Origin of the sequence: Cohnella faecalis, assembly GCF_003570905.1 — a bacterium.
In the GTDB taxonomy this organism is placed as follows: Bacteria; Bacillota; Bacilli; order Paenibacillales; family Paenibacillaceae; genus Cohnella; species Cohnella faecalis.
The window spans coordinates 171,595-190,402 of the sequence record NZ_QXJM01000040.1 but is presented as its reverse complement, the minus strand read 5'-3'; the positions used below and the strand labels follow the sequence as shown (position 1 = coordinate 190,402).

13 protein-coding genes and 3 pseudogenes are annotated in these 18,808 nt (G+C 54.8%); 8 read left to right on the top strand and 8 right to left on the bottom strand.

The features are described from left to right. Window positions 1-110: 110 nt before the first annotated feature. The 4 genes and pseudogenes from D3H35_RS22280 (at window position 111) to D3H35_RS22265 (ending at window position 4,293) form a co-directional block, all read left to right on the top strand. Window positions 111-443: a hypothetical protein gene (locus D3H35_RS22280; RefSeq protein ID WP_147355919.1), complete on the top strand. Its 333-nt coding sequence runs from the start codon at window positions 111-113 to the stop codon at window positions 441-443. A gap of 13 nt (window positions 444-456) precedes the next feature. Further along, window positions 457-1,578 (top strand): GerAB/ArcD/ProY family transporter, encoded by a 1,122-nt coding sequence (locus tag D3H35_RS22275; RefSeq protein ID WP_147355918.1) that lies wholly within the window; start codon window positions 457-459, stop codon window positions 1,576-1,578. Further along, window positions 1,530-3,097, top strand: a pseudogene (locus D3H35_RS22270) (spore germination protein). The gene D3H35_RS22275 and the pseudogene D3H35_RS22270 overlap by 49 nt, the downstream one beginning before the upstream one ends. Further along, entirely contained in the window at window positions 3,094-4,293 is a 1,200-nt protein-coding gene (locus D3H35_RS22265) for a Ger(x)C family spore germination protein (RefSeq protein WP_119151397.1), read from the top strand. Before D3H35_RS22270 ends, D3H35_RS22265 begins: the two are co-directional and overlap by 4 nt. An 890-nt stretch (window positions 4,294-5,183) precedes the next feature. On the opposite strand, the gene D3H35_RS22260 is transcribed toward D3H35_RS22265, so the two are convergent. Beyond that, complete coding sequence (locus D3H35_RS22260; RefSeq protein ID WP_119151396.1) at window positions 5,184-6,791, bottom strand: AraC family transcriptional regulator; 1,608 nt, start codon at window positions 6,789-6,791, stop codon at window positions 5,184-5,186. A 98-nt stretch (window positions 6,792-6,889) separates the two neighbouring features. Continuing rightward, a complete protein-coding gene (locus tag D3H35_RS22255) occupies window positions 6,890-7,897 on the bottom strand; it encodes an iron-hydroxamate ABC transporter substrate-binding protein (protein WP_158594225.1) in 1,008 nt (335 codons plus the stop codon). A 383-nt stretch (window positions 7,898-8,280) separates the two neighbouring features. On the opposite strand from D3H35_RS22255, the gene D3H35_RS22250 reads away from it, so the two are divergent. From D3H35_RS22250 to D3H35_RS30930, 3 genes are read left to right on the top strand one after another with little or no spacing between them, the layout of a single operon-like run. Further along, entirely contained in the window at window positions 8,281-8,553 is a 273-nt protein-coding gene (locus D3H35_RS22250; RefSeq protein WP_119151394.1) for a DUF2277 domain-containing protein, read from the top strand. Window positions 8,554-8,555: 2 nt separating this feature from the next. Further along, window positions 8,556-11,351 carry a response regulator gene (locus D3H35_RS22245; protein WP_147355917.1) on the top strand — a complete coding sequence of 932 codons (2,796 nt, stop codon included), beginning with the start codon at window positions 8,556-8,558 and terminating at the stop codon, window positions 11,349-11,351. After that, the gene (locus tag D3H35_RS30930; RefSeq protein ID WP_158594224.1) at window positions 11,336-11,668 is read left to right on the top strand and encodes a sensor histidine kinase; all 333 of its coding nucleotides are present in this window, start codon (window positions 11,336-11,338) and stop codon (window positions 11,666-11,668) included. The genes D3H35_RS22245 and D3H35_RS30930 overlap by 16 nt, the downstream gene beginning before the upstream one ends. Window positions 11,669-11,758: 90 nt before the next feature. Here D3H35_RS30930 and D3H35_RS22235 read toward each other — a convergent pair. The 6 genes and pseudogenes from D3H35_RS22235 to D3H35_RS22210 all read right to left on the bottom strand — a co-directional run bounded on the left by D3H35_RS22235 (window position 11,759) and on the right by D3H35_RS22210 (window position 17,205). Further along, a pseudogene (locus D3H35_RS22235) lies at window positions 11,759-12,768 on the bottom strand (FecCD family ABC transporter permease). Continuing rightward, a pseudogene (locus D3H35_RS22230) lies at window positions 12,765-13,774 on the bottom strand (FecCD family ABC transporter permease). The pseudogenes D3H35_RS22235 and D3H35_RS22230 overlap by 4 nt, the downstream one beginning before the upstream one ends. A gap of 78 nt (window positions 13,775-13,852) precedes the next feature. Then, the gene (locus tag D3H35_RS22225) at window positions 13,853-14,881 is read right to left on the bottom strand and encodes an iron-hydroxamate ABC transporter substrate-binding protein (RefSeq protein WP_233568086.1); all 1,029 of its coding nucleotides are present in this window, start codon (window positions 14,879-14,881) and stop codon (window positions 13,853-13,855) included. A gap of 980 nt (window positions 14,882-15,861) precedes the next feature. Next, window positions 15,862-16,317: an SRPBCC family protein gene (locus D3H35_RS22220; RefSeq protein ID WP_119151391.1), complete on the bottom strand. Its 456-nt coding sequence runs from the start codon at window positions 16,315-16,317 to the stop codon at window positions 15,862-15,864. Beyond that, on the bottom strand, window positions 16,314-16,844 hold the full coding sequence (locus D3H35_RS22215; protein WP_119151390.1) for an SRPBCC family protein: 531 nt from the start codon (window positions 16,842-16,844) through the stop codon (window positions 16,314-16,316). Before D3H35_RS22215 ends, D3H35_RS22220 begins: the two co-directional genes overlap by 4 nt. A gap of 25 nt (window positions 16,845-16,869) precedes the next feature. Next, on the bottom strand, window positions 16,870-17,205 hold the full coding sequence (locus tag D3H35_RS22210; protein ID WP_119151389.1) for an ArsR/SmtB family transcription factor: 336 nt from the start codon (window positions 17,203-17,205) through the stop codon (window positions 16,870-16,872). A 254-nt stretch (window positions 17,206-17,459) separates the two neighbouring features. Here D3H35_RS22210 and D3H35_RS22205 point away from each other — a divergent pair, with 254 nt between their 5' ends. Then, a complete protein-coding gene (locus tag D3H35_RS22205) occupies window positions 17,460-18,803 on the top strand; it encodes a helix-turn-helix domain-containing protein (protein WP_119151388.1) in 1,344 nt (447 codons plus the stop codon). Window positions 18,804-18,808: the final 5 nt, after the last annotated feature.

Below are 18,808 nucleotides of genomic sequence, written 5' to 3'. Positions count from 1 at the left end.
CCGATCGGTTAAGATGTTGAATGAGGTCTTGAAAAAATTCAGGACTTTTTTTTATTTTTCCCCTTCCCAAGTCTTCTACAAAGTCCCCCCCCCCTCCGTGGGTGAACTTCTTGTTATTTGTACCTCTCTTATGCATAACCTGCGCTGTCCAGTGGGAAAATGAGGAAGCGGATATCCATCCGATTGCAAGGAGGAAGGAACGAACGGATAAAATTCTATTCGTGCTGCTGCTGTTTGCTTCATGGATCATGGCCGAATGGCGGCATTGGCGCAAGCGGAGCCGAAGGACGCGGATCTGGAGCCTGATCTTTGCCGTGCCTTCCGTTTATTTGTCGATTTTATTTATCGGGCATCCCCGGTGGCCGGGCTACGGCGAGCTGCTTGAATGGGTTTACGGGGCACCGTCCGACTGGGTCGTCTATTGGTTCGAATCTTTCGGATAAGGGAGCTGATCGGTTGGAAAACCGCCAGTCCAACCTCACTCAAGGTCAAATGGTCAGCCTGCTCATCGCTTTTTCGACGGGCTCCGCCATTATTTATATTCCGGGAACGCTGGCGGGCATAGCGGGCAATGGAGCGTGGGTATCTATCGCTGGATCTAGCGGCTTCGGAATGCTGGTGCTCTCTTGCATCCTCTATTTGCATCGGCGCCACAACGGCGCAGGTCTTGTCGACTACTGCCGCAAGCTGCTAGGAAAGACGGCCACGGGACTGGTTATGATCCCCGTCGCAGCTATGCTGTTATTCGCAATCCCCGCTATCCTCACCGGCATCGGCGATTTTTTCGCCCGGGGAATGATGCCGAGGACCCCGACCTTCGTTTTCTGCTCCTTGAGCATGCTTGCCGCCGCTTTGACCGCGAGAGCCGGCATCAAAGTCACCGCGCGAATGTTCGTTCTGCTCGTCCCCGTCATGATTGTGTTCACGGTCGCCGTACTTTTTTTCGCCCTTCCTTTGTATGATTGGGGGCGGTTGCTTCCCTTCTTAGACAAGGGAACGGGCTCAGCGCTTCACGGCTTTTTCGTCGCAGCCGGATTTCCTTTCGGAGAAGTATGTTTGTTTTCCGTTATTCTCTCCTCCTCGCCTCAAGAAGGGGGGAGGTCGTTCTACCGAAAGCTCTATTGGGCATTCTCCGTGACCGGAATTCTTATGGTGTTCTCAACGATTTGCACGATTATCGCGTTCGGACCGGCGGCGGGCCATCTTACCTATGCCTTGTATCAGCTTGCCAGCAATATAGTCTTCAGCGGTATTAACGAGCGAGTAGAAGCCGTTATCGGAATTGCGCTTATTCTGGGCTCTTATATGAAGGCTACTATTTTTCTGATCGCTCTGAATCGGATTCTCATCCGCTTAACCGGAACGGATGACGAGCAGGCTTACATTTACCCGATTGGGCTGATTTGTATCTTCCTTTCGCTTACTTTGTTTGCCAGCCCTGCTGAATTTCAGCGGCAAGTATACACCCTCTGGCCGTTCACCGTCGTCGGAGTCGGCTGCACGCTCGTATTCGCGCTTGCCGGTCTGACATGGGTGCGGGAGCGGCTTCGCCATCAGCCGGAGGAGAAAGCTTCATGAGCCCGACATCTAACGTTCCTTCATCGGTTGTCTCCGATTTGCGCAGCAATCGTTCTTATATCGAGACGGCTTTCGAGAACTGTCAAGACATCGTTATTGAAAATTGGACCTATGGAGGCGGTTTGAAATACGACGTTTTGTCGGTTTATTGCAGCTCGCTTGTCAGCGCGGACAATAATCATTATCTGAAGCGAACGCTCGAAGACCTGTCCGGGCAAGGATCGGGTACTGACGATGTAGCTTCTCCTGACTCGATTCAGAGCTATTTTGACCGCGGGGGTGCCGCTTGGCAAGGCTTTACGACTTCCTCCGAGCTGAGCGGCGCGGTGGAGCTCGTACTTCAAGGATATGTCGTGCTGCTTTTTGAAGGATGGGACAAGGCTGTAGCCTACAAAGTGGCTTCATTCGAGAAGAGACAAGTGACGGAGCCGGTTAGCGAGCCGGTCGTAAAGGGCCCCCGGGAAGGCACGATAGAGAACATCGATATTAATTTGGGGATGATCCGACAGCGAATCCAGACTCCCCGGCTCAAGATCGAGTTTCTGTCGGCCGGAGAGACGAGTAAGACCAGCATAGCATTCTGCTATTTGGACCGGGTCGTGCTGCCCTCCGTGCTGGAGGAATTCAAGAGCAGACTGAAAGGGATCGAAAAATACGACGTTCCGGAAACCTCTTATGTGGAAGACTGGATACAGGATTCCGCTTACTCGCCCTTTCCTCAATATCGGTATACGGAACGAACGGATGCCGTCGCCGCCGCTCTCATGGATGGGAAAGTCGCCGTATTGGTCGAGAATTCGCCCGCCGTTATGATCGCCCCGTCCTACTTCGTCGACTTTATCGGAACGGGAGAGGACTATTACGTCAGAACAGTCTTCGCATCGATGGTCCGGGTTCTAAGGCTGCTGGCGTTCTTGATTGCCTTGACTTTGCCGAGCATCTACATCGCCCTGTCAACGTTTCATTCGGAGTTGATTCCGACTGTCCTTCTGTTAGCTATATTGGACACGAGGGAAGGGATTCCTTTCCCCGCTTTCATCGAAGCTTTGATTATGGAAGTATCCTTCGAGCTGCTTCGAGAGGCGGGAATCCGTCTTCCAAGGCCGGTAGGCTCGGCTGTCAGCATCGTCGGCGCTCTCGTCATCGGCCAAGCCGCAATCATGGCCAAGATCGCATCTCCGATCATGGTGATCGTCGTCGCACTCACGGGAATCGCCTCCTTCGCCATTCCTCATTACGAAATCGCGATAGCGATCCGTATCCTCCGGTTTCCCTTAATGCTGGCGGCAACGCTGCTGGGGGCTTCGGCCTGATGATCGCCTTTTTGCTTCTCCTGCTTCATATGACTTGTTTGCAGACGTTGGGGCAGCCTTATTTGACCTCGTTCGCTCCTCTGAAGCTCAGGGACTTTAGAGATATTTTCGTCCGCGTTCCTCTCAAGCGGATGCTGGCATCTCCTCGCAACCGACGCTTAGCGGACTCGCCTTCATCCCCAAGAAAGGGCGGTTTTCCCGAATGAAGGCAACCGTGTATTTGCTTGGCTGTCTGTCGCTTATTTCGCTTCTATTGGCTGGTTGCTGGGACAAGAACGAGCTAACGGATTGGGGATTTGTGCAAGCCGTTGCCATCGATCGCTCCGAGAGCGGACGTATAAAGGTCATGGCGCAAATCTACCGTCCCGGATCGTCCGAATCGAGGAGCGGGATGGCGACCAAGGGAGGCTCTTATCTTTCCTTGACCGAAGAGGCAGCTACGATGTCGGAGGCTTCCTTGAAGCTCGCCGCAGAGCTGGGTCGGAGGCTGCAGTGGAGCCATATGAGAGCGCTGCTGGTCGGCGAGCAGGTTATTCGGACCCGCAATATCGGCGAGTTGCTCGATTTCTTCTCGCGTTCCCAAGGCCCGCGAGGATCGGTCAATGTGATGACGACTCAAGGAGAAGCAAGTCGATATCTTCTTATTAAGCCGCTTATCGAGAATACGATCGGTCAGCAATTGAGGACGGCAGAGTCGATAGCCAGCACGCAAGCGGGCATATCCACGACGATCACGCTGCTCGATTTGAATATTCTGTCCCAGACGCCGGGATCGATTGCCTTGCTGCCTCACATCCGTCTGTCCAAGGACGAGCATGAGGTCGTGACAATCGACAGCTTGGCCATTCTTCGTTTTCCGGAAGGAACTATCGACGCCAGTCTCGTTCCTATGCAGTTCGCTCCCTATTTATTGATGATCAGGGGGGAGTACAGGAGAGGGCAATTGTCGATTCCATGCGAAAAAGAAGAAGGAAAGGGCTCGTCCGGAGTAACCAAGGAGGACTCGTATTGGGTCTATGCTTCAAAATCGCGGCTTAAGGTGACCCAGAGGGGAGGACGACCGCTCATCCGCATTCATCTGGATCTGGATGGGAAGATGGGGGAGATGACCTGCTCCGACATCCAGACGGTAGACGGAAACGCACATTTCTTGAAACGGGTCGCCGAAGAGATTGAACGCGGCGCAAAGGACGCCGTCGATTTCGTGCAGGAGAAGAAAGCGGACGTATTGTTGGCCGGACAATATTTGGAAAGAAGAAACCCTCGGCTATGGAGAAGCTGGTCCGGAGACTGGGCGGAGCAGTTCTCGTATGCCAAAGTTATCGTGACGGTCAGCGCCAGAATTACCGATACCGGGATGAACGCAGGGAATCCGTTCACCGCCGTCTCCGGTTCCCCATAGTCGCAGACAGAAGGCTGCACTGGGCTGTTGCCTGACAAGTCGTTGCAGTCTTTTTACATTGCAGAAGGTTTGCTGATTTATCCTGTGCTGGACGGCAAATCGAGGAATGCGCCAATAAAGCTATAGAAAACGACCACGATCACGATCGGGGAGTAGATGAGCAGCTTGGACGAAGCGAAGAAGGATCTCCTAGTGAGGCTCTTTTGCAAATTTGTGTGGGCACCAACCGAAAGAAAGGTACCCCCGTCCCACTGATGCGCGCCCTAGCTCACCAATCGCCGAAAGTATGGTACTACGTCCCACTGATGAGCGCCCTAGCTCACCAATCGCCGAAAGTATGGTACTACGTCCCACTGATGAGCGCCCCAACTCACCGACCGTCGAAAGAATGGTACGTCGTCCCACTGATGAGCGCTCCAGCTCACCGATCGTCGAAAGAATGGTACGTCGTCCCACTGTTGAGCGCCCGTCCCCGCCAATCGCCGAAAGTATGGTACTACGTCCCACTGATGAGCGCCCCAGCTCACCAATCGCCGTAAGAATGGTACCCCGTCCCACTGATGAGCGCCCAGCTCACCAATCGCCGAAAGTATGGTACCTCATCCCACTGATGAGCGCCCCAGCTCACCAATCGCCGAAAGCATGGTACTACGTCCCACTGATGAGCGCCCAGCTCACCAATCGCCGAAAGAATGGTACCTCATCCCACTGATGAGCGCCTCAGCTCACCAATTGCCGAAAGAAAGGTACCCCGTCCCACTCCACGCGAAGTTTGCCGGATGGCCGCTGCGTACTTTGAAGCACGACATGTTCGGCCGAAGGCTCGTATAGTCGTCTTGCCGCACTCTAGGCCGCAATCGATACGTGCGTATTTACGATGCTAATGTATCCTACCGCCTGCCGCCCGCCAGAAGCATACCGACCTGAATGTCGAGCTGCTTGCCAAGTGAAATCGGATCGCCGGGGCCGAATAACGAGATGTCCGCTTCGTAGACGCGGTTCCGGATAACGGCGGGCAAGCTCCGCCATATTGCGCTGCGTTTGATCTCGTTCGCACGCCGTTCGCCTCCTCCCTCCGCATAGACGGTCAAGAACACATGGTCGCCGGCATAGTCGGGAAGCTCCTCCAATTCGATACGCCGATAAGGCTCGTTGTCGATCAGATGACGCTCGACAGGCGCAGGCGCTTTCAATTCCAAAGCGTTGTACAAATTGTAGCCGCCTCGTCCCCATCTGTTGCCGTAAGCGAAAATACCTTCCTCCCAAATCTCGATGACCGACACGGTTTCGGAACGGCCGATCGTTCCGTCGAGCGACCGCTTTAGCCGCATCGATTTTCGTTCGTAAGCTTCTTTCCAGCGCTTGGCTTCTTTTTGCTTGTCGAGCATTTCCGCCAGCCGTTCCAATTGATAGACCGCATCGCGTTCTCCGTAAGGCATTACCATGACGGGAGCGATGGAAGCGTACAGGTCTTTGTCGCTTTGCTCGCACCCGATAATAAGATCCGGCATCAGCTCGGAGACGCGCGAGGGAGAAGAGGGCAGAATGTCGACGGATTCGATTCCGGCAACGAGCTTTCGAAGGAAGGAATGCGTCATAATATTGCTCGTCGCGCCCACCGGCTTCACTCCGAGAGTAAGCAGATGGCCCAAATATTGCGTAGCGAAAAGCTTGCTTCTTCTCGTCTCGCTGCGGGAATACTGTCCCGGAGCGATGCCGTAAGTCATCTTGAACCTTCGGTTGAAATAATACTCGTCCGAATAGCCGACCGTCCGGGCGACATCCTTGACGTTGGCATCGGAGCGGGACAACAGCCGCAAGGCGCTATTCATACGCAGCGAGGTTACGTACTCGGTGACGCTCGTTCCGGTCAATTCGCGGAACAATTGGTTGAAATACCGTTTGCCGATGCCTGACCTTTGGGCGAGGCCGTCGATGTCGACGGGGTCGACAAAAGAGTTGTCCAAATCGGATATAACCTCGCGAACCGCATCGCGTGAATGCCGCGCATAACCGTCCTGGGCGGGCGGGAACAGGATCGGCAGCATGAATTGTTGAAAGCGAATATGATTTTTTAGTTGTTGATGCGGTTGATTGTCGTCTTTATGCTCCAACAAATCTTGCAGCACGAACATCGCTTCCGCGGATAACGGCACGCTGGAGCATACGGCGGCGGGAATTTCGAAAGCGTGCTCATGGATCGAGCTGTCATCGCCCGTCCGAAGCTTCCGAAAGCCGAGAAGATAAGCTTGAATCGCCCGCTCGGGAGCGCCGCCGATGGCGGCGGAAAGATCGGGCTCGATCAGGCAGCCATGACCTTGCTTCAGACGAAAGTTTGCGCCCGCGATATCCAGAGCACCCTGCCCGGACGCGACGGCGATCAGCATGTACATGCCGGGCTTCCGCTCGGGATGCCATACGCGATCGATCGTCTTATATTCGATGCTATCCAACAACAAACAGAGCGTGCGGGCCGACGATGAAATCGAATCGGACATCTCGGGCGAAACCTCGCTTTAAATGAGAATTATTTTCAATTACACATTCTCATTTTAAACGTATAAACGCGGACCTGCAACGGTCCGCGTTTGAATGGTTATTTTTTCAGCGCAAGCAGCTTTTCAAACTGAATGTCCATCTGTTTGTCCAGAGAGATCGGATCGCCGGGAGCCATATCTTCGATCCGAAGCTCGATCACGCGGTTGTTTTTGACGGCTTTGAGCGATTTCCAGATTGCGCTGTCTTTGATTTCCTGCGCTTTCTTGTCGCCGCCGTTCTCTGCATAGACGGTAAGGAATACGAAATCGCCCACGTAATCCGGAAGCACCTCCATCGACAGAGCCCTGAACTGTTCCTTATCGATAATTTCTTTCGCCACAATAGCGGGAGGCTTCAACTGCAAGGCATTGTACAAGCTGTACCCGCCACGCCCCCAGTTGTTGCCGAAGACGAACGGGCCTTCCGCCCACAGCTCGATAACCGAGACCGTTTCGTCCGGACCGACAGCCCCGGCCAGCTTCTCGCGATAGGATTTGGCTTTCGCGTCGAAAGCAGCGATCCATTCGTCGGCTTCCTTCTGCTTACCCAGAATGTCTCCGAACAGCTTCAGTTGCTCCAACGTGTTGATTTTTCCATACTCATAGACGATGGTAGGGGCGATTTTGGACAACTGCTCGTAGTTGTCTTCGCTCTGAACGATAATAAGATCCGGCTTCAGCTCCAGCACCTTCTCCAAATTCATGGGGCTGCCGGTGTCTGCCACGCCTTCGAATTGATCTTGGATAAAAGGGCTTTTCATCAGATCGCCTCGTGCTCCGACAGGCTTGATGCCCAACGCCAGCAAATGACCGATATATTGATCCGCCACGATGCGCTTCGGCTCGGTCGGAATTTCCGTCTCTCCCAAGGCATGAGTCACTTTGCGCGTCGCCGGTTGTTCCGCAGGGGCGGACGAGGTTTCTTGCGCTTGCTGCGCGGCGGCGGGACTGGCTGGAGCCGTCTTGGATGCGCCTGCGTCGTTCTTGTCGTTGCCGCAAGCTGCCAGAACGATGCTGAATAATAGGATGAATGCGACGAGTGCGATGTTTTTTTGCGTAAGTCTCATAATGCCCTCCTGAATGATATTGATAATTATTATCATTTACAAGAAGCATTATAAGCTACCCGGCCGCTATTGAACAATGGACGATCGGGAGCGCAATTATTGTACGATAGGGAGTGAAGGCATAATCTCCACCTTGTCGAAAGCCTTCTCGCCCTGTTCGGCGAAGCCGTCATCTCCAAGTCAAGCTCAAGAACCGTGAAAATTATTGACCTGGGGCGCGCTCCAAGTTGTATGATGAAGGTACCTATCTGCATCGGGATAGTGGGGAGGAAGAGAGAAAGGACGTATTTTCGATTAAAGAAGCTTAGGCACAAGCCGGGTTGACGGGAAATACGATACGCTAGTACGTAGGAAAAAACATTCGGATCGGGAAGTGATGCGCTGTGTGCAGAAATATTAAGACGTTGTTCAATTTCGAGCCGCCGGCTACCGAGGAGGAAGTTCGGGCGGCGTCGCTGCAATTCGTAAGGAAGCTTTCGGGCTTCAACGAGCCGTCGAAGGCGAACGGGGAGGCGTTCGAGCTTGCCGTGCAGGAGGTGGCCGAAGCGGCTCGGAAGCTGTTGGATTCGTTGGTCACGCAAGCTCCTTCCCGGAATCGGGAGATCGAGATAGAACGGGCACGAGCCAAATCTATCAAAAGGTTCGGAGCGAAGTGAGCTTGAAAAGAGTTCTTCTCATCGTCGGGGCGTTCATCGTCGCGCTTACGAGCGTGCGGCTGGCATGGTTGTTCCTGTTCATGCCGCCGGGACACGCCCGGGCCGTTCAAGGGCTAATAGATATGAGGGATTGGGATTTCGGCTCGGAGCGCGCCGTGTCGCTGAACGGCGAATGGGAATTTTACCCCGGGCGGTTTCTGATCGGGCAAAGCAAAGAGTCGTTGTCTGTGCCGGAGGGCGGGCAGATCGCTAAAGTGCCCGGTAGGTGGAACGAGGCGATGTCGAAAGAAAACGGAGGAACCGGACGAGCCGATTCTACGTTCGGCTATGGCTCCTACAGGCTGCGAGTTCTCGTTCAGCCCGACCGGGAACGCATCTACGCAATCCGAATGCCCGTGGTGACATCCTCCACCGAGCTGTACGTCAACGGACGGCTGGTTGGGCATTCCGGAACGCCCGCGTCCAGCCGGGAAGCTTATACGGCGAGAAGCGTTCCTTACACCGCTTCCTTTGCAACCGATCGGGATGAGATCGAGATTATCGTTCAAGTCGCGAATTTCGACGATCGGATCGCTGGAGGCATCGTGTGGCCGATCAAGTTCGGCACCGACTCTGCCGTCGATCGCTCGGCCAACTTTTCCATCGGCTTGCAGCTGTCCGTCTGTCTGATTTTGCTGGCTCATTCTGTATACTCCGGTATTCTATATGTCATGGGAATGCGACAGAAGGCGCTGTTGTATTTTGCATTGATGAATGTATGTGCGATTGTGTCCGTTCTGATCGACGATAGTCGTCTGCTTCCCGTCTGGTCTTCGATGGACGACGAATGGATTATGAAAACTTACTATATGGCTTATCTTGGCATCGCCGCGTTCCTGTTTCAATTCGGGAGACATTTGCTGCTTCCAGAGAAAAAGAAGATCTGGTGGCTGCGCGCTTATACGGCAATCTGCGCAGCTTATGCGGCGGCTGTGCCGTTAATGACAATCCGATGGCTGACGCTTGCCGACTACATTCATACGCTGCTGACGATGATTCCGTTTCTGGTCGTTCCCGCATTGGCGTTCCGGGCAGTTGTCAGAGGGCAGAAGGACTTTATTTATATTTTGCTTGGCGTCACAGCGGTCATGCTCAGCACGGTCTGGGGTGTTGTCAAAAATACGGGCTGGATGGAAATGGGCTTTTACCCGTTCGATTTGATCGCCACTTTCATCGGATTTGCCCTGTATTGGTTCAAGAGCTATCTTAGAAGCTCCGCGCAGACGGCCCGGCTGGCCGAGAGGCTTCTGGAAGAGGACAAGCGCAAGGATCAATTCCTTGTGCAGACGTCCCATGAGCTGCGAAATCCGCTTCACGGCATGTTGAACATCGCCCAGACCGTCCTCGACGACGGCGGGCGATCCGACGAAGCCCGAAACAGGGATAATTTGAAGCTGCTCGTAGCCGTAGGCAAAAGAATGTCCTATCTCCTGAACGATCTGCTCGATCTAACGCGTCTGAAGGAGAACCGGGTACACCTCCAATTGAGGGATGTTCGCGTTCAGGCGATCGCATCGGGCGTGTTGGATATGATTCGCGTCATGATAGGGGACAAGCCGATCCGGCTGGCGAACGACATCCCGGAAGCGTTCCCGCCAGTGAAGGCCGACGAGAACCGGCTTATCCAAATTCTGTTCAATCTGCTGCACAATGCGGCTAAATTTACGAACGAAGGAACGATCAAGGTCGACGCCTATGTCCGCGACGGAATGGCTTACATTTGCGTCTCGGATACCGGTATCGGCATGAACGAAGCTGCCCTTGGAGCCCTATTCGAGCCTTATGAGCAGGGCGGTCTTGACGAGCCGGACGGCGCGAGCGGTCTAGGGCTCGGACTTGGCATCTGCAAGCAGCTGGTCGAGCTGCACAACGGCACGATTGAAGTCAGCTCCAGTCCAAACCGCGGCACGGATTTCTCGTTCTCCTTGCCCCTATCCGAATCGACTGCCCCTCACGGGGACGAAACGCCTTCGACATCTGCGTTCATCGTCCTTCAAGAGACCGCCGCAGGCTTGGCTGAAGAGCTTGCCAAGGACGGGAATAATCCGGCGCTTGTCGTCGATGCCGAATCCGCTTCTGCGGATCGATCGAGCCTGCTGGCGGTCGACGACGATCCCGTCAACTTGAGCGTGCTCCAAAGCGTGCTTGCTTCGGAAAATTACGATATCGTGACGTGTACGAGCGGAGAAGAGGCTTTAGCTCGTCTGCCGTCTCGGGAATGGGATTTGATCATCGCGGACGTTATGATGCCGAATATGTCAGGCTACCAATTGTCGCGCGCCATTCGGGAGGTTTACTCGCTGTCCGAGCTGCCGATTTTGCTCCTGACCGCCCGCAGCCGGCCGGAGGACATCGAGGTCGGTTTTCAAGCCGGGGCGAACGATTACTTGACCAAGCCGGTAGCTGCGAATGAATTGAAATCGCGCGTGCGGGCGCTGACGGACGGCAAGCAATCGTTCCGCAAGCGGCTGCGCATGGAAGCGGCATGGCTGCAGGCTCAGATCCAGCCGCATTTTCTGTTCAACTCGTTGAATGCGATCGCCTCGCTCAGCGAGTTCGATACGACGCGCATGCGGGCTTTGCTGGAAGCGTTCGGCAAGTATCTCCGGGTAAGCTTCGATCCCGGAATTTGGATCGGTTCGTTCCTCTCAGGCAGGAGCTGGACCTTGTGCGAGCCTACCTATTCATTGAGAAGGAACGATTCGAGGATCGGCTGCGGATCGTCTGGGAGGTCGATGAACATATGGGCATGGAAGTGATGATTCCTCCGCTATCCATCCAGCCTCTCGTAGAGAATGCGGTTCGGCACGGCATCTTAAAGCGCGCCCAGGGCGGGGAAGTGCGGATTCGGATAGTCGATCGCGGCGAATATGCGGAAGTGACCATCGCGGATAACGGCGTGGGGGTAGAAGAGAGCGCGATGCGGCGCTTCCGGGACGGCCAAGCAAGCGAAGAAGGGCGAGGAATCGGCTTGGGCAATACGGATCGCCGGCTAAAGCAAATCTATGGGCGCGGTCTTCGCGTCGACAGTACTCCCGGCCAAGGCACGACGGTGTCATTCAGCGCAAAAAAATAAGCGGACCGCCGGTTTGCTGCGGCGGCTCCAATCGAAAAATCCGTTCGGGCTTGTTGTGCCCGGACGGATTTTATGTGTCTTGCGGCAAGTCTACAACCGACGCAGCAGCAAATAGACAAAGTACGGCGCACCGATTAGCGCGATGACGATCCCTGCAGCAAGGCCGCTAGGGTCGGCGACGTTGCGCCCGATCGTATCGGCCAGCAGCAGCAGCCAGCCTCCTATTAATACGGAGACGGGAACGAACGCCTGAAAGCGCGGTCCGACGAGCGCCTTCGCGATATGCGGAGCCATCAATCCGACGAAGGAGATGCCTCCCGTTACGGAGACAGCCGATGCCGCGAGCGCTACAGCGGTAATCAAAAGAATTCCGCGTTCCTTCGTTACGGGAACGCCGGAGCCGATGGCGACTGATTCATTCAGAGCGAGCAGGTTAAGCGTTCTCGACTTGTACAGGGCGATGGGGAACAGAACGATCAGCCACGGCAGCAGCGCCCAGACGAACGGCCAATCGGTGCCCCAGATGTTGCCCGCGAGCCATTTGGCGATGAAATCCACCTTGTTCCGGTCGGCGGACGAAGTGATGACGACCATGACGCCGGAGAGCGCCATGGAGAATCCGATGCCGACCAGTACGAGCCGTACCGGATGGAGGCCGGATTTGCGGCTGTAAGCGAACGCGTAGATCAGACAGGCGGTCAGGAAGGCTCCTGCGAAAGCGCTCAGCGGAATCAAGTAGACGAACGAGCCCGGTTCGATCGGCGACGTTAGGAAGAAGGCGGCTACGCCGACACCGGCCCCGCGTTGATGCCGACGATGCCGGGATCGGCCAGATCGTTCCTCGTTACGCCTTGCAGGATAGCTCCGGACAATGCCAAGGCCATGCCGGCGAGCAGCGTAATGGCGATGCGCGGCATCCGGACCGAGAACAGGATGAAATCCTCCTTGAACGTCCCGTGCCCAAGGAAGGTAGGTATGATCCGGCCGAAGGACACGGAGGAATAGCCGAGTCCCAGACTGGCGACGATCGTAAGCAAGGTCAGAATGACCAATATGGCGATGACGACCGGCTGATTGCGGAGCGAAAGGCTGCGGTTCATGAGGACGAGTCGACTCCTTTGCGCACGATAATCAGGAAGAAAGGCAAGCCCGCAATCGCGATAATAGCCGCCATAGGCGACTCATACGGCGCATGGATCGTCCGGGCCAGCGTGTCGGCTAGCAGCATGAATGCCGCACCGGCGACTGCCGTCATCGGCAAGACGCGCCGGTAGTCGGTGCCGACCAGCGGACGGACGATATGCGGGATCATCAGTCCGACGAAGGCGAGATTGCCGACAAGCGCGACGGAAGCGCCCGCCAGAAGAATGACCGTCACGTACAAGAGCGATTTGATCCTTCCCGTCTTCAGCCCCAGCCCGACGGCCGCTTCCTCGTTGACGCTGAGGATGGTTAGCTGGCGCGAGAGCAGCAAGGCAATCAGAATGCCGATGCCAATGAACGGGACGATGGTCTGGATTTGCGACCATGTCGTGCCGATCAAGCCGCCGGCGGTCCACATGGAGACATCCTTGGAAATTTTGAAGTGAATAGCGATCCCTTCCGCAACCGCGTAGAGAAATGCGGATACGGCCGCCCGGCGAGCACCATGCGAAGAGGCGACAAACCCCCGCGTCTGGCCGCTCCTATGCCGATGACGAGGGCGGCGCCGACAGTCGCTCCAATCATGCAGGCAATGGTAATGCCGAAATAACCGAGCGAAGGAATAATCGCTATCGAAAAAGCGAGCGCGGCATTCGCGCCGGAAGTCAGCCCGAGCAGCCCGGGGTCGGCGAGCGGGTTGCGCGTCAGTCCTTGCATGATGGCGCCGGATACGGCCAATGCAGCTCCGACTATTATGGCTGCCACCTCGCGGGGGAAGCGCAACTCGCGAATAATCGTAAGGTGCTCTCCCGACGCATGGGTGGTCATAGCCAGCCAGACGTCCCGAACGCCGACATCGGCGGCTCCTACAGACATGGACACCGCGAACATGGCGGCTAGAGCGCATAAGCCGACGATCAGCTTAGCGAAGAAGGAGAAGGAAGTTTTCGTGTCAGTGTTCATCTGTTCTCATCTCTTTGAGGGAATTTGCGGAAAATAGGACAGGAGGAATTCTTGCGTGCAGAATTCCTCCCGGTCGATTTAGTTGCCTAGAAACTTCTGTTTAAAGAATTCAAGCTGGTATTCGAGCGAGATCGGATCGTTGAAGTAGAAAGCTTTTGCGTTCACTTCGAACAGGTGATTGTCTTTGACGGCCGGAATGTTCTTGTAAGTATCCGTTTGCTGGAAGGAGCTGTCCGCATCCGGGTTTTTGCTGAAAATGACGTAGTCGCCCGCGTAATCGGGAAGAACTTCTTGCGACAGGGCGTAGTAGCCGTCTTTTTTCGTCATTTCAGACACTTTTGCAGGCATTGGGAGCTTCATCGCTTGATACAAAATTTCCGTGCCGCGCCCCCAGTTGTCGCCGAATACGTAAAGCTGCTTCTCGTAGTTCTCAATGACGGACACCGTTTTGTCGGAGCCGATCTTCGCTTTGATTTGATCGCCGAGCTCTTGGGCGCGCTTCTTGAAGTCGTCTACCCATGCTTGCGCTTCTTTTTCCTTGTTCAGCGCTTTGCCGATTTCCACATGCTGCGTCAAGTAATCGACTTTGCCGTAAGTATAAGTAACCGTTGGGGCGATTTGCTTCAGCCTGTCGACGTTCTTGATCGTGGACAGGCCGATGATGAGATCGGGCTGCAATTCGATAATTTTTTCGAGATTTTCGTCGGACACCTCTTGCACGTCTTTGAGCTGTTCTTGGAAATTCGGGTTTGATTTGGACCAGGATTCGACGCCGACCAAGGGAACTCCCAGATCCAATACGTTTCCGGTGTAGGAAGAAAGCACGACTACGCGCTGCGGATTGGCGGGCACTTCAATGGGGCCGTTCTCGGATTGGTACGTGATCGTTCCCGTCGCCGTCTCTGCGGAAGCGGAAGGGCTTGCGGAAGGACTGGCCGAAGGGCTATTGGAAGCGCTGGCGGTAGGGCTAGCGGCGTTCTTGTCATTGTTTTTGCCGCAGGCGCTCAGAGCGGCGACGATGAGGATGGCGGTCAATAAGACGAACAGCTTCTTGGCAAGATGACCGTTTGGTGTCATTTTCGTGCTAGCGGGTTTCTGTGTGTGCATGTAAGATTAGCCTCCAAGGATTAAATTCAATTAATGATAATGATTATCAATATCGCGACCTAACAAACTTTAAATCCTGTGGGGACTATTTGTCAATAGGAGAGTTGTTCCAGTGTCCGGTATAGCTTACAGGTAAGAGGCTGGATCGCCGCCGCTTGGATTGAGTGGAGCACACCGTGTCTGTTTGGGCGGGTTATTGGATTGTGAGGAGTGGAGATCGGCGAATTAGCCGTATCTGGACGGGTTAATGGGTTGTGAGGAGTCGGGGTCGGCGAATTAGCCGTACCTGGGCGGGTTATTGGGTTGTGAGGAATCAGGATCGGCGAATTAGCCGTATCTGGGTGGGTTAATGGGTTGTGAGGAATCAGGATCGGCGAATTAGCCTTACCTGGGCGGGTTATTGGGTTGTGAGGAATCAGGATCGGCGAATTAGCCGTATCTGGGCGGGTTAATGGGTTGTGAGGAGTGGGGATCGGCGAATTAGCCGTATCTGGGCGGGGTATTGGGTTGTGAGGAGTGGGGATCGGCGAATTAGCCGTATCTGGGCGGGTTATTGGGTTGTGAGGAGTCGGGGTCGGCGAATTAGCCGTGTCTGGGCGGGTTATTGGATTGTGAGGAGTGGGGATCGGCGAATTAGCCGTGACTGAGCGGGTTATTGGGTTGTGAGGAGTGGGGATCGGCGAATTAGCCGTGTCTGGACGGGTTAATGGGTTGTGAGGAGTCAGGATCGGCGAATTAGCCGTATCTGGGCGGGTTAATGGGTTGTGAGGAATCAGGATCGGCGAATTAGCCGTATCTGGGTGGGTTAATGGGTTGTGAGGAGTGGGGATCGGCGAATTAGCCGTATCTGAGCGGGTTAAACAGTTACGCGAAGCTAGCAGATGGTGCGTTTGCCAGCCAAATTCGGTACGATACCCCCATCTTTATACGAAAAAACGGCATCCAAACGTTGGTTAGTTTGAATGCCGTTCTTATTGCATTTAGCTTGCGAGAAATTCGGCGAGGCGATCCAACGTTTGTTTGCCGCCTTCGATGGCCCCGTATTCTCGAACAACCCTATCGCGTTCTTCGGCTGTCGGGAAGAGAGAACGCATGGTCAGCAGCGTGCCGGAGCCTTGTTCCTCGAACGTGACGGTTACTTCGAAATGCCCGCCGTCGTCCGAGTCATCGCCGTGGATGTATACGAGTCGTTCGGGAGGCTCGATGTCCCCGTACACGATTTTGTTTGGGTAGTCGGTGCCGTCGGGACCGTGCATGTCAAACCGCCACTCGCCGCCCGGGCGAAAATCTTGCGAGCGCGTCGTAATTGTGAAGCCGGTCAGCCCCCACCAGCGAGCCAAATGACGGTTGTCCGTCCAAGCTTGGAAAACCAACGTACGCGGCGCTTCGAACATCCGGGTAATGACAATCTCTCTATCCGCGGTGGTCGTTGTCATCTCGAGCCCTCTGTCAATTCGAAGAGATAGTTCTCAAGCTGTTGGAACGTGCCGGCGAAGCCTTGTTGGAGCATGCTCTTCGCGTTCTTGAAGGTAGCAAGCTCGTCGTCCGTCGGAGAGACGGGAGTGCCGCGCATGGTCATTGTCGTCTTGCCGTCCGATTCAAAAAATTGCCAATCGTTCAATATTTCCAACGGCCAAGTGGCGCTGAACGGTGCTCTGACCGTATTGCCTTCTTCGTCGGAGAAGGCGCTCGTGAACAGAAGTCGCTCCGGAGCGGTAATTTCGCGGTAGACGAATTTGCCCCACATCACTTGCCCCTCGGGGGAACGCTGGGAGTAATGGAAGACGCCGCCTGGGCGCAGCTCCAGCTTGGACACGTGCATGTCAAAGCCTTTGGGGCCCCACCAGCGGCTAAGGTGCTCGGGCTCCGTACACACTTTGAATACGAGCTCGCGCGGAGCGTTGACAGAACGTGTAATCAGAAGCTCGGCTGCGTTTTCCTCGGCCGAAATATTCTCGTTCATGATAAGAATTGCTCCTTACGGTTATTTATTGATTTTCATCCATGCTGTCTTGGGCTTGCAGCTCTCGAAGGTAATCGTCCAGACGATCAAACTTCTCTTCCCACAGACGCCTGAAGGATTCCAGCCAAGTGTCCAGTTCCCTTAGCGGTTGAGGCCGCAGCTTGTAAATCCGCCTGTTGGCGATCGGACGAACCTCGACGATGCCGGCCTCGCTGAGAACCCGAAGATGCTTGGATACTTGGGGCTGGTTAAGCTGCAGTTCATCCGCGATTTCGCCTACCGGTCTTGGCCCGAAGCGCAACAGCTCGACGATGTGCAATCGATTAGGTTCGGCGAGCGCGCTTAAAGTCGCCACATTCATATTGAATCTTCTCCATGTAAACGATTTTGGATTACGGGTCGCAAGCGCCACCATTTCATTTTTCCCGATTATGATTAAACTATATCCAAGATGGAATATTCCTGTCAAGGAATATATAATTCCGGATTTACAAAGAACGCTTTTTCAGCCTTGGTCAGGGAAGGTTTCTTTAGTATTTTGATAAAAATCGGCACGTCTTTCATCAATCATTTTGATAATATAGGGTTAGAAATTTATTCCAACAGGGCAGAGTGATGAAAATGGATACCGCCTATGCGGTACAACAAGCGATCGATTATATGGAAGAGCGTATCGGCGAGCGGTTGGAACCGGAACGGATTGCCGAAGCCGCGTATATGTCGCTTCCTAATTTGTACCGGGCGTTTTACGCGCTCACCGGGCATCCCCTCATGGAGTACATCCGAAAAAGACGAGTCAGTCAAGCGGCCATCCAGTTGCGGCATTTCGGCGATTCCGTCATGGACACGGCGCTCGATTGCGGCTTCGAGTCGTACCGAACCTTTGCCGCCGTATTCAAAAAAACGACGGGTATGACGCCGGGCGCATACCGCAAAGCCCAGACGTACTACAGCTTCGAGCGGGTCAATTTGGCGGAGAGAATCGACTATTCGGAAGACCGGGAATTGTCGAGCCGCTATCCGGACGTGAAGGTGGTTCGGGTTGGACCCGTGGATGTCGTCTCTTATCGGCACGTTTCTTCTGCAAGGGAAGGGTTGGCGGAAGAGGCTTTTGCAATATTTTACAAGATGCTGTGGGAGGCCGGGGTCAATATGAACAAGATTCGCTTGTTTGGTTCCGATGTGCCGGATTCGGGCAGCCAGCCGAATACGCACGAATACGTCATGATGGCTCCGGTGAGGGATGCCTTTACGTTCGCCCACCCCAAAGCGTCCGTCATTCGTCTGCCGGGCGGGCTCTACGCGTTGAGCAAAGCGCCCCCCGGTCCGGCCGCTTCGATTACTGCCGCATGGAACCGCGTGCTTGCCGAATGGCTGCCGCGCAGCGCTTTTAAGCTGGGTGACCATCCGTTCATGGAAGAGTTCCAACATCTCCGGGGCAAAGTCGCCCGATTGAAGCTGTTCCTTCCGGTAATGCGAAAAAAAGAGCACGAGGCGATCGGAATCGCGGAACTGTCGCCCGTCCGGGTGCTGGCCTTCCGCTCGGAAGGAAAAGATGCCGAAGCCAAGGTTGACGAACGAATGAGCGCGTGGCTAACGGGAAGAGCGGGATTGGGGGATAGCGGGACATCGATTTACATGTCTTGCAGCTACGGTATTTCAGAAGAAGCCGACAGCTGGTACGAGCTCGCTCTATCCGTTGTCGATGACATGGATTTATCCGTCGAAGACAGAGGGCGTATAAGTTGGCTGGCAGGAGGTCTATACGCGCATATGACGACCGGAGCCTACGGTGCCATGACAGGCGTGCTGGATTTGCTCCATGCGTGGGTTTGCCGGAATGGGGAGTACCGGCTGGACGATCAAAGACAGTGGTTTGCGAAATATGTGGCGGGAGACGACGGCGACTTGGACAGATCGACAATGGTTGTCTGTTATGTCCCTGTTTTGGAACGATAAATTGC